9 protein-coding genes are annotated in these 13395 nt (G+C 74.8%); 7 read left to right on the top strand and 2 right to left on the bottom strand.

The window, feature by feature from the left end; genetic code table 11:
* Positions 1–11 precede the first annotated feature (11 nt).
* From ACFVU7_RS09880 to ACFVU7_RS09860, 5 genes are all read left to right on the top strand, one after another.
* Complete coding sequence (locus tag ACFVU7_RS09880) at positions 12–1643, top strand: succinic semialdehyde dehydrogenase (protein ID WP_049657028.1); 1632 nt, start codon at positions 12–14, stop codon at positions 1641–1643.
* Between the two features lie 94 nt (positions 1644–1737).
* Positions 1738–3543 (top strand): GMC family oxidoreductase, encoded by a 1806-nt coding sequence (locus ACFVU7_RS09875; protein ID WP_049657027.1) that lies wholly within the window; start codon positions 1738–1740, stop codon positions 3541–3543.
* 330 nt (positions 3544–3873) lie between these two features.
* Entirely contained in the window at positions 3874–5559 is a 1686-nt protein-coding gene (locus ACFVU7_RS09870) for a hypothetical protein (protein WP_388044855.1), read from the top strand.
* A 999-nt stretch (positions 5560–6558) separates the two neighbouring features.
* Positions 6559–8154 (top strand): glutamine-hydrolyzing GMP synthase, encoded by a 1596-nt coding sequence (gene guaA / locus ACFVU7_RS09865; protein ID WP_049659666.1) that lies wholly within the window; start codon positions 6559–6561, stop codon positions 8152–8154.
* A 215-nt stretch (positions 8155–8369) separates the two neighbouring features.
* Positions 8370–9413 (top strand): Rieske 2Fe-2S domain-containing protein, encoded by a 1044-nt coding sequence (locus ACFVU7_RS09860; protein ID WP_074003935.1) that lies wholly within the window; start codon positions 8370–8372, stop codon positions 9411–9413.
* A gap of 24 nt (positions 9414–9437) precedes the next feature.
* Here the strand turns inward: ACFVU7_RS09860 and ACFVU7_RS09855 are convergent, their stop codons facing one another.
* A complete protein-coding gene (locus ACFVU7_RS09855) occupies positions 9438–9647 on the bottom strand; it encodes a hypothetical protein (RefSeq protein WP_049661234.1) in 210 nt (69 codons plus the stop codon).
* Complete coding sequence (locus tag ACFVU7_RS09850; RefSeq protein ID WP_388044854.1) at positions 9644–11095, bottom strand: PspC domain-containing protein; 1452 nt, start codon at positions 11093–11095, stop codon at positions 9644–9646. The genes ACFVU7_RS09855 and ACFVU7_RS09850 overlap by 4 nt, the downstream gene beginning before the upstream one ends.
* 134 nt (positions 11096–11229) lie before the next feature.
* Here ACFVU7_RS09850 and ACFVU7_RS09845 point away from each other — a divergent pair, with 134 nt between their 5' ends.
* Complete coding sequence (locus tag ACFVU7_RS09845; protein ID WP_380717728.1) at positions 11230–12693, top strand: PspC domain-containing protein; 1464 nt, start codon at positions 11230–11232, stop codon at positions 12691–12693.
* Positions 12686–13363, top strand: a complete 678-nt coding sequence (locus ACFVU7_RS09840; RefSeq protein WP_049658372.1) for a response regulator transcription factor — start codon at positions 12686–12688, stop codon at positions 13361–13363. The genes ACFVU7_RS09845 and ACFVU7_RS09840 overlap by 8 nt, the downstream gene beginning before the upstream one ends.
* Positions 13364–13395 lie beyond the last annotated feature (32 nt).

Here is a 13395-nt window from a genome sequence, read left to right as displayed (position 1 = left end):
GGCTGCGCCGTATGTCGGACCTCACAGCAGACGCAGTGGCCACCGAACCCTCCGGCGCCGGCAACCCGGCGGCCCCCGGCGGCGGCCGGACCGTCGCCGCGGCCGTCCCGCCGTCCCTGGTCGCCAGGCTGGCCACCGGCGTCACCGCCACCGGTGAACCCGACCTGGTGGAGACCGTCGCCCCGCTGACCGGCGAACGGCTGGCCAGCCTGCCGCAGTCCACCCCGGCCGACGTCGAGGTCGCCTTCCAGCTGGCCCGCCGCGCCCAGGGGGCCTGGGCCGCGCTGCCGGTGCGCCGCCGCGCCGCCGTCCTGCTGCGCTTCCACGACCTGCTGCTCAAGCGGCAGGACGAGGTGCTGGACCTCGTCCAGGCGGAGACCGGCAAGGCCCGGCTGCACGCCTTCGAGGAGGTGCTGGCCGTCGCCATGGCCGCCCGGCACTACGGGCGGGCCGCGCACGGGTACCTCAAGGACAAGCGGCACGGCGGCGCGCTGCCGGTGCTCACCCACGCCGTCGAGGCCCGCCGCCCCAAGGGCGTGGTCGGCCACATCTCGCCGTGGAACTACCCGCTGGAGCTGTCCGTCGGCGACGCCCTGCCGGCCTTCGTGGCCGGCAACGCGGTGGTCAACAAGCCCGACACCCAGACCGCGCTGACCGCGCTGTGGGCCCGCGAGCTGCTGATCGAGGCCGGACTGCCCGCCGACCTGTGGCAGATCGTGATCGGCGACGGCCCGGTGATCGGCCCCGCCGTGGTGGAGCACGCCGACTACGTCTCGTTCACCGGCTCCACCCGCACCGGCCGCGACGTCGCCCAGCGCGCCGCCGCCCGGCTGGTCGGCGCCTCGCTCGAACTCGGCGGCAAGAACGCCATGCTGGTGCTCGCCGACGCCGACCTCGACGCGGCCGCCGCGGGCGCCGTACGGGCCTGCTTCTCCTCCGCCGGACAGCTCTGCATCTCGATCGAGCGGCTGCTGGTGCACCGCTCGGTGGCCGACGAGTTCCTGGAGCGCTTCGCCGCCCGCACCCGGGCGCTGCGCCTCGGCGGCGGCCTCGCGTACGGCGCGGACATGGGCTCGCTGGTCTCCGCCCGCCAGCTGGAGACCACCGGCCGGCACGTGGAGGAGGCGGTCAAGGCGGGCGCCACCGTGGTGGCCGGCGGGCGCGCCCGGCCGGACCTCGGCCCGCTCTTCTACGAGCCGACCATCCTCGACGGCGTCACCCCGGAGATGGCGGTCTGCGCCGAGGAGACCTTCGGCCCGGTCGTCTCCCTCTACCGCTTCGACACCGAGGAGGAGGCGGTGGCCGCCGCCAACTCCACGCCGTACGGCCTGAACTCCAGCGTCTGGACCAGGGACCTGCGGCGCGGCCGGGCGGTCGCGGCCCGGCTGCGCACCGGCACGGTCAACGTCAACGAGGCGTACGCCGCCGCGTACGGCTCGGTCGGCTCGCCGATGGGCGGCATGGGCGACTCCGGGCTGGGCCGCCGGCACGGCGCGGAGGGCATCCTGCGCTTCACCGAGGCGCAGACCGTCGCGACCCAGCGGCTGATGCCGATCGCGCCCTCGTTCGGCCTGGACGACAAGCAGTTCGCCGCCCTGATGACCGGCGGGCTGCGGGTGCTCAAGGCGCTGCGCTTCAAGTAGGCCCCCGCAGACAGGCCCCAGGGCCCCGCACCTGCGGCGGGGCCCGGTTCGCGGTACCCACAGGCAGGTTCACCCGGTGAAGGAGCGGTGGCAGATGGTGCAGTCCGGCGGTGCGGCGGAGTTCGACTACGACGTGGTGGTGGTCGGGTCCGGCTTCGGCGGTTCGGTCGCGGCCCTGCGGCTGACCGAGAAGGGCTACCGGGTCGCCGTCCTGGAGGCCGGCCGGCGCTTCGACCGGGACGAACTGCCCAGGAACTCCTGGGACCTGCCGAACTACCTGTGGGCGCCGGCGCTCGGGCTGTACGGCATCCAGCGGATCCACCTGCTGGCCAACGTGCTGATCCTGGCCGGCGCCGGGGTCGGCGGCGGCTCGCTGAACTACGCCAACACCCTGTACGTGCCGCCGAAGGCCTTCTTCGAGGACCGCCAGTGGCGCCACATCACCGACTGGCAGCAGGAGTTGGCGCCGTTCTACGACCAGGCGCAGCGGATGCTCGGGGTCCGGCTCAACCCGACCCTCACCCCCTCCGACGTCCACCTCAAGGCGGCCGCCGAGCGGATGGGCGTCGGCGACACCTTCCACATGGCGCCGGTCGGGGTCTTCTTCGGCGACGGCGAGGACACCGACGGCACCGCCAAGGCGGCCCCCGGGAGCGAGGTCGCCGACCCGTACTTCGGCGGCGCCGGCCCGGCCCGCAAGGCCTGCGTGGAGTGCGGCGAGTGCATGACCGGCTGCCGGCACGGCGCCAAGAACATGCTCACCGAGAACTACCTGTACCTGGCCGAGCGGGGCGGGGCGGAGATCCACCCGCTCACCACGGTGGCCCGGATCCGGGAGATCGAAGGGGCCGACGGGAGCGGCGGCTACGCGGTGGACGTGCGCCGCACCGACGCGCGGTCGAGGACCGACCGGGTGAAGGCGGGCGCGCGGACCGTCACCGCGGCCCGGGTGGTCGTCGCGGCCGGCACCTACGGCACCCAGTCGCTGCTGCACCGGATGCGGGACGGCGGCCACCTGCCCCGGATCTCGGCGCGGCTGGGCGAGCTGACCCGCACCAACTCCGAGGCCCTGGTGGGCGCGCAGACCACCGACCGGCGCTACGGCGGCAAGGCGGACTTCACCAAGGGCGTGGCGATCACCTCCTCGATCCACCCGGACGCCAACACCCACATCGAGCCGGTCCGCTACGGCAAGGGCTCCAACGCGATGGGCGCGCTGTCCATCGCCCAGGTCAGGGGCGGTGGGGCGGTCCCGCGCTGGCTGCGCTACCTGGGCAACACGGCGCTCCACCCGGTGACCTTCGCCCGCTCGATGAACCAGCGCCGCTGGTCCGAGAAGACGATCATCGGCCTGGTGATGCAGTCGCTGGACAACTCGATCACCGTCTCGCTGAAGAAGGGCCCGCTCGGCAAGGCCCGGCTCACCTCCGGCCAGGGCCACGGCGAACCCAACCCGACCTGGATCCCGGCGGCGGAACAGGGCGCCCAGGCGCTGGCCGACGAGATCAACGGCTTCCCGGGCAGCACCGTCGGCGAGATCTTCGACATCCCGATGACGGCGCACTTCCTCGGCGGCTGCCCGATCGGCGACGCCCCCGAGACCGGCGTGGTGGACCCGTACCACCGGCTGTACGGCTACCCCGGGATCAGCGTGGTGGACGGTTCGGCCGTCTCCGCCAACCTGGGCGTCAACCCCTCGCTCACCATCACCGCCCAGGCCGAGCGCGCCATGTCGATGTGGCCGAACAAGGGCGAGGCGGACCAGCGCCCGGCCCAGGGCGCGGAGTACCTGCGGGTGGCGGCGGTGGCGCCGGCCCGGCCGGCCGTGCCCGAGGGCGCGTTCGGCGCGCTGCGGCTGCCGCTGCTGCCCGTCCCGGAGGTCCCGAAGAAGCGCGGCTGAAACCGGCCCGACGGGCCAATCCGCCTGCCCCGGTTCCCGGTTGACATCCGTTCGGGTCCGATGGGATAAACGGGCTCCCTGGAGCGGCCAGGGACTCGTCGAGCGGGGGGAACGCGGGCCATGGCCAACTGCACATCGTGCGGGGCGACTTCGGAGGAGGGGGCGCCCGCCTGCGGGTCGTGCGGTCGGCCGTTCGCGCCCCCTGCCCCGGCGGCCGCCGCCCCGCCCGCCGCCCCGCCCGTCCCGCCGCCTCCGCCGGGTGCGGCTCCGCCCGTCCCGCCGCCGTACGGACCGCAGCCCGGGTACGGACCCCAGCCGGGGTACGGGCCGGTGGCCGCGGTCCCGCCCGCCCTGGGCAGCTGGGGTGCCGGGCAGGAGTACGACAAGCAGCCCGCCTTCCAGCGCCTGCTGACCGCCGCGGACTGGCGCCCGGCCGTCAAGGTCGCCGTCGCGCCGACCCTCGTCCTGCTGGCCGCCGCGCTCATCGCGGCGATCCCGAGCGACTACCAGTACGAGTACCGGTTCCAGTCGGCCGGCTTCGGCGAGCGCTTCGGCTCGGCGGTGTCGATGGCCCTGAACGCCCTCGGCGCACCGTTCCGGCTCGGCTACCAGAGCCCGCTCGGCCACGACCGGACCGACCGGCTGGAGATCGCCCTCCGGGTGCTGCCGATGACCGTCACCGTCCTGTGGTGCCTGGCGCTCTGGCTCGGCCTGCGGGCCGGGCTGCGCCGGCGCAAGGCCGTGGTGGGCCAGCTCACCCGGGGCCAGGCCGCCGCCGAGGCGCTGCGCACCGCCCTGGTCCTCGCGGCGGTGAGCGGACTGCTCGGGCTGCTCGGCGGCACCGAATGGAACCCCTCGGGCCGCGCCGCGAAACCCGACTACTTCGGCGACTTCGGCTCCGGCGCCCAGAAGTCCGGTCAACCGCTGATCACCGCGGGCTCCGGCTGGCTGGAGGCGGTCGCCTGGACCGCGGTGCTGGCCGGCCTGCTGGCCTTCCTCGTCCACGGCACCGACGCGCTGCGCTGGGCCGCCTGGCGCAGCCGCGCGGTGCGCGGCTGGGCGGTGTCCGCGCTGGCCGCCGGCCAGGCGCTGGCGGTCACGGTGGGGCTGTCCTCGGTGACGGCCTTCGTCCTGGTCGCGGCCACCAGCGAGAGCGGGGCGCAGACCGGGATCTCGCTGGCCTTCCTGCCCAACCTCGGCCTCAACCTGCTCGGCTTCGGCTCGGGGGCGACCTTCCGGGCGCACTCCGGCCTGTCCGGCAGCGACGGCTCCCGCGGCGACTCCTCCTGGGGCGACCGCAGCAGCGAGACCGACTTCTCCTTCTTCGACCTGCACGACCTGACCGGCGACTGGCGCTGGGCCGGGCTGCTCGCGCTCGTCTCGGCGGCCCTGCTCGGCCGGGTGGCGTTCCGGCGGGGGCTGGACGCGGCCGACCGGCTGCGCCTGGCCGCCGTGCACGCCGGGGCGCTCACCCTGCTGATGACGGTCTCCGGCGTGCTGATGACGCGGACCACGTCCAGCTCGGGCTGGATCGGCTCGGCGCGGATGGAGATCTCCCAGGAGGAGTCGGGCGGGCTGGCCTTCGTGAGCGTGCTGGTGGCCAACGCGGTCTGGGCGCTGGCCGGCGCGCTGCTGGTGCCGCCGCTGCTGGCGGCCTTCCGCGGCCGGGGCGCGGGTGCGCCGCAGGGCGCCGTGCCGTACGCCGAGTCCCCGTTCGCCCCGGGGCGGGGCACGGTGCCCCATCCGGCGGTGCCGCCGCAGGTGCCGTACGCGACGCCGCCGTACGGCGTTCCGGCCCAGGGGGTGCCGGCCCAGGGCGTTCCGGGGCACGGGGTGCCGCCGCAGGCCGACGCGCCGCAGGACGCGCCGTTCGCCCCCGGCGGCGGGGTGAGCGAGGTGCTCGGCTCGCACGAGGAGCCGCCCGCCCCGACCGGCGGGAGGCCGGTGCCCGGCGCGGTGCCGCCGCCTCCGGCCGAGGAGCCGGTCGACCCGAGCGTGTGGCGCGAGCACCCCTGAGCGGGTGCCCCTGAGCGCGCATCCCTGAGGAAGAGGAAAGGGCAAAGGGCCCCGCGGGGGAACGGGGCCCTTTGTCGTTCAGCACTCGGCGTCAGGGCCGCGCCGGTGCTGGGGTGACGGCGCCGGGGGAGGAGCGCCGTCGGGTCGGTCGGCTTCGGGGCGCGCCGCGCGGCTCCGGCGTGGGTGGCCGGCCGCGCGGGGCGCGCACGCCCGTGCGCGGTGGCTCGGCGCACAGGTCTGCGCCGGTCCTACGCTCACGGAGCGTGAACTGAGGAACCGCGGCCGCCTTCCGTGGCGCGGCTGCGGAGAACGCCGTCGCGGGCCCCCTCGGTGAGCCGTGAGGCGCCGGGAGAACCGCGTACAACGAGCATCGTGCTGGACGGAGGGCTCGCTCTGCAACCGGTTCGGCACAGTTCGGCACAGAGCATTTCCTGCCGGGGCCGCCGTCGATGATCACGGTGCGTAGTGGTCCGGATGGTTGTGGCGCACGGGGACGCGCGTAGCGGCGCGGGGTGAAGGGGGGAGTGCGCCCGGGCGCGCACCGGACCGGACCGGGGGTGCGACGGCCGGCCCCGGGCGTCCCCGGACTCCGGCCGTCCCACCTCTCGGCCCAGTCGCGGCCGGGGTCGCTGTCCCCTGCTGGCCGGCCGCGGCACCCGCGCACGGTCCCACGGTGCCGCTGCCCGGCGGGCCGGGCGGCGGCACCACGTGCGCCGGTGGACTGGGATGGAACTCCACGCGTGGTCCTGCTGCCGTACGGCGGTGCCCCCGCGGGGGCGGGCGGCGCGTCTGGCGGACGCGCCGCGGCCGTACGTTCGTAGGAAGCAACGAACCGCCGCCCCGCCCGGTCACGGTCGTTCGGACGGGCAGACGAGTGAAACCGGACAGCCCGGTAGAATCGGTGTCCAGACACCCCACACCGTCCGCCGCAGCCGCAGCCCCCCTGCCGGGGAGGCGGTCACGCGCGGGCACCTCGATACCGCTGCCGGAAGGCCGTCTGTGTCCTCTGCAATTCCCGTCCAGTCCGCGCCGGACAACGACCCCGTTCTGGTGGTCGACTTCGGCGCCCAGTACGCCCAGCTCATCGCCCGTCGGGTGCGTGAGGCGCGGGTCTACAGCGAGATCGTGCCGAGCAGCATGCCGGTCGCCGAGATGCTCGCCAAGAACCCCAAGGCGATCATCCTCTCCGGCGGCCCGTCGTCGGTCTACGAAGAGGGCGCGCCGCAGATCGACCGCGCGATCTTCGAGGCCGGTGTCCCGGTCTTCGGCATGTGCTACGGCTTCCAGCTGATGGCCAAGACCCTCGGCGGCACCGTCGACAACAACGGCGCCCGCGAGTACGGCCGCACCCCGCTGACCGTCTCCCGCAGCGGCTCCACCCTGTTCGAGGGCGTTCCGGCGCAGCACTCGGTGTGGATGTCGCACGGCGACGCCTGCTCGGCCGCCCCCGAGGGCTTCGCCGTCACCGCCTCCACCGACCTGGTCCCGGTCGCGGCCTTCGAGAACGACGAGGCCCGGCTGTACGGCGTCCAGTACCACCCCGAGGTGCTGCACTCCGACCACGGCCAGCAGATCCTGGAGCACTTCCTCTACCGCGGCGCCGGCATCGCCCCCACCTGGACCACCGGCAGCGTGGTCGAGGAGCAGGTCGCCCTGATCCGCGAGCAGGTCGGCGACAAGCGCGCCATCTGCGGTCTGTCCGGCGGCGTGGACTCCGCGGTCGCGGCCGCGCTGGTCAACCGCGCCATCGGCGACCAGCTGACCTGCGTCTACGTCGACCACGGCCTGATGCGCAAGGGCGAGACCGAGCAGGTCGAGAAGGACTTCGTGGCCGCCACCGGCGTCCAGCTGAAGGTCGTCGACGCCTCCGAGCGCTTCCTGAACGCGCTGAAGGGGGTCACCGACCCCGAGGAGAAGCGCAAGATCATCGGCCGCGAGTTCATCCGCGTGTTCGAGCAGGCCCAGGCCGAGATCATCGCCGAGGCCGGCGAGCACGGCGAGTCGGTCGACTTCCTGGTCCAGGGCACCCTGTACCCGGACGTGGTGGAGTCCGGCGGCGGCGAGGGCACCGCCAACATCAAGTCCCACCACAACGTCGGCGGCCTGCCCGAGGACCTCCAGTTCCAGCTGGTCGAGCCGCTGCGCAAGCTGTTCAAGGACGAGGTCCGGATGGTCGGCCAGGAGCTGGGCCTGCCGGAGGAGATCGTCCAGCGCCAGCCGTTCCCGGGCCCGGGCCTGGGCATCCGGATCGTCGGCGAGGTCACCAAGGAGCGTCTGGACCTGCTCCGCGACGCCGACGCGATCGCCCGCGAGGAGCTGACCGCGGCCGGTCTGGACCGCGAGATCTGGCAGTGCCCGGTCGTGCTGCTCGCCGACGTCCGCAGCGTGGGCGTGCAGGGCGACGGCCGCACCTACGGTCACCCGATCGTGCTGCGCCCGGTCTCGTCCGAGGACGCCATGACCGCCGACTGGTCGCGCCTGCCGTACGACGTGCTGGCGAAGATCTCCACCCGGATCACCAACGAGGTCCGCGACGTGAACCGCGTCGTCGTCGACGTCACCAGCAAGCCGCCGGGCACCATCGAGTGGGAGTGACCCCTCCCACCGGTCGCCGGGGCGCTTCCTCGTCCTGAGGCCGATGCCTGAACGGCCGCGCCGTCGTTCCCGTACTGAAGGGAGCGACGGCGCGGCCGTTTCGCGGTGCGGGCGCCGCTCTCCGGGAGGGACCTCCCACCGAAAGCGGTCGGGAGCGGGCAGAATGCGGACCGGACCTGTCAGGGAGTGGCGGGCGGCGAGGGAAGGTGTGAGGGATGTCGGAGGCCAGCAACCCGGTGCCGGCCGGTGGGGGAGCGGCCGGCCGGGCCGCCCGGGCGGCGCAGCGGAGGGCGCTCGCGTCCAGGTACGCGCTGCTGCCCCTGCGGCTCTTCCTCGGCGTCACGTTCGTCTATGCCGCCCTCGACAAGCTCTCCGACGCCCACTTCCTGGCCGGAGCGGGCGACCCGGCCTCCTTCGTCTCGCAGACCCAGGCCGCCAAGGCGGGCGGCAGCCCGATCTCCTTCCTGCTCGGCCCCGCCCTCGACCACCCGACCCTGTTCGCGCTCGCCATCGCCTTCGGCGAGCTGGCGGTGGGCCTCGGCACCCTGGTCGGCCTCTGGGGCCGGGCCGCCGCGCTCGGCGGCGCCCTGCTCAACCTCAGCCTGTGGCTGACCGTCAGCTGGAGCGTCTCGCCGTACTACCTCGGCAACGACCTGGCCTACCTGATGGCCTGGACGCCGCTGCTGCTGGCCGGCACGCCGTACCTGTCGGTGGACGGCTACCTGGCCCGCCGGGCCGGGCGGGACCGCGAGCGCGGGCTGGGCGAGGACCACGTCAAGCGCCGGGCCCTGGTGGACGGCGGGATCGCGGCCGTCGCGATCGGCGGGGCCGGGCTGCTCACCGGCTCGCTGACCCGCACCTTCGGCCGGGACCGGACGGCCGCGCCCAAGCAGTCGGCGGCACCGGCCTCCGGCGCCCCGGCCCCCGGCGCCCCGGCCGCCACCGCCCCGGCCCCCGCGGTGCCCGCCGCGAGCGTGCCGGTCGGCGGCTCGGCCCAGGTCAAGGACCCGGCCACCGGGGACGCCGTCTACATCGTCCAGCCCAAGGCCGGCCAGTACTGCGCCTTCTCCGCCGTGTGCACCCACGCGGGCTGCGCCGTGGACGCGCCGAAGAACGGCCAGCTGTACTGCCCCTGCCACGGCTCCCGGTTCGACGCCGCGACCGGTGCGGTGGTCAACGGGCCGGCGGTCAAGCCGCTGCCCAGGTACGCCGTCAGCAAGGACGGGGACCGGCTGACCCTGGGCCCGCAGCAGAGCTGACGCCCTAGGGTCGGGCGGGGCGGGTCACTCCTCGCGGTCGGGCCGGCCGCGCCGGGCCACCGCCGCGACCGCGCCGGCCAGGCCGCCGACGCCGAGCACGATGAAGGTGACCGGGATGACGATCCGCCCGTTCACCGACTGGTCGTTGAGCGCCGCGACCAGGTAGAGCACGGCGATCACCGTGAACAGCGCGCCCGCGATCAGCGAGAACAGGTCGAGCCGGTGCTTCCTCACTGCTGGACCACCTTGATGTTGCCGAGCCCGATCCCGAGTTCGAGATTGAGGGTCCCCTTGGCCGGCTGCCCGTTGGCAGGGCCGATCAGGTAGGTGTGCCGCCCGGTGCCGTCGCTCCGGTCACCGGGGAGGGCGACGTTGCCGAGGCCGATCCGGGTCACCAGGTTCACCGTCACGTCGTCCGGCACGGTGACGGTCATGTCGCCGACGCCGAGGTCGACCTTGGTGGCGAGGGCGGCCCCGGCCGGGTCGAGTCCGGACAGGTCCAGCCTGATCTCCCCGGCGCCCAGGTTGTACCGGTCGTGCAGGTCGGACGCCGAGGCGACGGTCCAGGCGCGGTCGCCCACCGCGTCGCGCACGGAGTCCGGCGAGTGGCCGACGAAGGCCAGCGCCAGGGTGAGCAGCAGACCGGTCACCGCCAGCCGCCGGGCCCGGCCGAACTTCGCGCCGACCAGCAGCGTCAGGCCCACCACCAACAGCGCGGTGGCCAGCACCGTCGCGCTCAGCACGGTGGGGTTGTGGCCGCGGTCGACGGAGGCGGACCAGACCGCGGCGGCGGCGCCGATCGCCAGCAGGAAGCCGAAGAAGCCGAGTGCCGAGCGCTCCCGGGGGCGCCGTGCGGCGGCGGCCTCGGGGCGGCGCTTCGCGCCCTCCTTGCGCAGCGGGTCGCCCTCCGGCAGGTCGGCGCGCTGCCACCAGGGCTGGGCCGGGGTGCCGGCCGGCGGCACCGGGGTGCCGTACGGCGGGGTCGGCGTGCCGTGGGGCGGGGTCGGGGCGGCCGGGGCGGTGGCCCCGTACGGGTTGCGCTCCGGGTGGCGCGGGTCCCACAGGTAGCCGCCGGCGCCGTCGGCGGGGGCCTTCCCGGCGGCCCGGGCGGACCCGTCCTGCTCCGGCCGCGGCCAGCGGTAGGCCCCGGCACCGTCCGCGGCGGTGCCGCCGGTGCCCTCGGACCCGGGGAAGTGGCGGTCGTACGGGCCGCCGTTCCGGTGCTCGCGCCCCCGGCCCCGGCGGCGGTCCGGGTCGTAGCGCACCGCCAGGAAGACCAGGGCGGCGAGCAGCAGCAGCGGGAACAGCTGGCCGCCGTCACCCATCGAGGAGAAGAAGACCCCGGTGCCGATCACGGTCAGCAGCACCGCGCCGACCGACTGGCCGTCCACCCGCCCGGTGAGCACCCGCTGGAGCTCGGTGCGCCCGCCGCGGCCCTTGGCCCCGTCGTCGGTCGGGACGATCAGCCAGGCCAGGCCGTACAGGAACAGCCCGAGGCCGCCGGAGAGGCAGAGCACCACCGTGACGACCCGGAAGACCACCGGGTCGATGTCCAGGTGCCGGCCGAGGCCGCCGCAGACGCCGGCCACCACGCGGTGGTGCTCGGTCCTGGTCAGTGGCGGGCGGTCCGGTTCCGGCGGGGCGGCGGGCCCGGTTTCCTCGATGCGGGGGTCCTCGGTCATGGACACCATCCTTCCGGCAGAGGACCGCCCGGCCCAACCGGGTCGAGCCCTGTCCGTACCCTGACTTGTCCCTGATACGGGATGGGGACACACCCTGATGCGCCCGCGGGTGCCCGCGTGGAACCATCGGTGGCGTGGCAGCCCCCGGTACCGATCCCCGATCCATCGCCCCCGACACCGCGTCGTCGGCCGGCGCCGACCCGAGCGCGCCCGACGACGGGCGGCCGCCCTACCGCCGGCTCTACCGCAGCCCGCAGGGACGGATGCTGGGCGGCGTCGCGCACGGCCTGGCGGTGCACCTCGGGCTGCCGGTGCGGTGGGTGCGGATCGCCTTCGTCGTGCTGTTCTTCGCGCAGGGGATCGGCGCGCTGCTGTACGCCGCGTTCTGGTTCGTGGTGCCGATCGGCATCGGCGAGCCCTCGCAGCGCGCCGGCGCCCAGTGGGTGTACTTCAACGGGGCGTTCGTCCCGGCCTCGCCGGGGGTGCAGGGCGGTCTGCTGAGCAAGGCCGGCCAGGCCGGCGGCTGGGTGGGCCGGATGCGCCGGCTGCTCCAGCTCACCCTGCAGGGCGAGCCGGTGGGCGCCCCGGCGGAGGGGGAGGAGGCCGAGTCGGCCGGCAAGGCCGGGCAGGGCGGTCTCGGCCAGCTCGCCGCCCTGGTGATGACGGTGGTCGGCGTGATCGCCCTGCTCAACGTGCTCGGCTGGCAGACCGCCAAGCCGTACACCTGGCCGCTGCTGGCGATCGGCGTCGGCGTGGCGCTGGTCTGGCGGCAGGCCGACGACTCGCGCTGGCAGCGCTGGTTCGGCATCGAGGAGGGCGAGAAGCGGCGCGGTGCCTACACCCGGGTCGGCGCCGGCGTGCTGCTCGCCGTCGCGGGCACCATCGCGCTGCTCGCCATGCAGGGCAGCGGCTCCACGCTCGCCTCGGTGATCGAGGCCTCGCTCGCCGTGCTGGCCGGTGTGCTGGTGCTGCTCGGCCCGTACGGCCTGCGGCTCTGGCAGGACCTCGGGGCCGAGCGCACCGCCCGCATCCGGGCCCAGGAACGCGCCGAGATCGCCGCGCACATCCACGACTCCGTGCTGCACACCCTGACCCTGATCCAGCGCCGGGCCGAGGACCCCAAGGAGGTGCTGCGGCTGGCCCGCTCGCAGGAGCGCGAGCTGCGGCTGTGGCTGTACCGCCCGGAGGCCGCCGCTGAGGCGGCGCCGGACACCATGGCGGAGAGCCTGCGGGCCGCCGTCGCCGAGGTCGAGGACCGGCACGGCGTCCCGGTCGAGCTGGTGATCGTCGGCGACTGCCCGATGGACGAGCGGATCGCGGCCCAGATGCAGGCCGCGAGGGAGGCGACCGTCAACGCGGCCAAGTACGGTGGCGGGGGACCGGTCCAGGTCTACGCCGAGGTCGAGGGGAGGACGGTGTCGGTGTTCGTCCGCGACCACGGCCCCGGCTTCGACCCCGACACGGTGCCCGAGGACCGGATGGGCGTACGGGAGTCGATCATCGGCCGGATGAAGCGCAACGGCGGCACCGCACGGGTGCGGCCGGCGGCGGGCGGCGGCACCGAGGTCGAGCTGGAGATGGAGAGAACGAATGACTGAGGCAGCTCCGGAGCGCACGGCCCGGGTCGTGCTGGTGGACGACCACCGGATGTTCCGGACGGGGGTCAGGGCCGAGATCGGCCGCACCGAGGTGACCGGCATCGACGTGGTCGGCGAGGCCGACGACGTGGACTCGGCGGTCCGCGTGGTCGCCGAGACCAGGCCGGACGTGGTGCTGCTCGACGTCCACCTGCCGGGCGGCGGCGGCGTCGAGGTGCTGCGCCGCTCGGTCGGGGTGATGGGCGAGCAGGGCGGGGTGAAGTTCCTGGCGCTGTCGGTGTCGGACGCCGCCGACGACGTCATCGGCGTCATCCGCGGCGGCGCGCGCGGCTACGTCACCAAGACCATCACCGGCACCGACCTGGTGAACGCGATCTTCCGGATCGCCGACGGCGACGCGGTGTTCTCGCCCCGGCTGGCCGGCTTCGTGCTGGACGCCTTCGCCGCCACCGACACCCCGCCGGTGGACGAGGACCTGGACCGGCTCACCCAGCGCGAGCGCGAGGTCCTGCGGCTGATCGCCCGCGGCTACGCCTACAAGGAGATCGCCAAGCAGCTCTTCATCTCGGTGAAGACGGTCGAGAGCCACGTCTCCGCCGTCCTGCGCAAGCTCCAGCTCAGCAACCGCCACGAGCTGACCCGCTGGGCCACCGCCCGCCGCCTGGTCTGAGGCACCCCGGCGTCCTGGGGCGCCGCCACGGA

Origin of the sequence: Kitasatospora sp. NPDC058046 (assembly GCF_042885595.1) — a bacterium.
Lineage (GTDB): Bacteria > Actinomycetota > Actinomycetes > Streptomycetales > Streptomycetaceae > Kitasatospora.
The sequence above is the reverse complement of the archived record's forward strand: the minus strand, read 5'-3'. Positions and strand labels throughout refer to the sequence as shown.

Bases quoted from the DNA above. Each gene is read 5' to 3' on its own strand.
- ACFVU7_RS09880 (WP_049657028.1), top strand. From the start codon at position 12: ATGTCGGACCTCACAGCAGACGCAGTGGCCACCGAACCCTCCGGCGCC.
- ACFVU7_RS09875 (WP_049657027.1), top strand. From the start codon at position 1,738: ATGGTGCAGTCCGGCGGTGCGGCGGAGTTCGACTACGACGTGGTGGTG.
- ACFVU7_RS09860 (WP_074003935.1), top strand. From the start codon at position 8,370: ATGTCGGAGGCCAGCAACCCGGTGCCGGCCGGTGGGGGAGCGGCCGGC.
- ACFVU7_RS09850 (WP_388044854.1), bottom strand. From the start codon at position 11,095: ATGACCGAGGACCCCCGCATCGAGGAAACCGGGCCCGCCGCCCCGCCG.
- ACFVU7_RS09840 (WP_049658372.1), top strand. From the start codon at position 12,686: ATGACTGAGGCAGCTCCGGAGCGCACGGCCCGGGTCGTGCTGGTGGAC.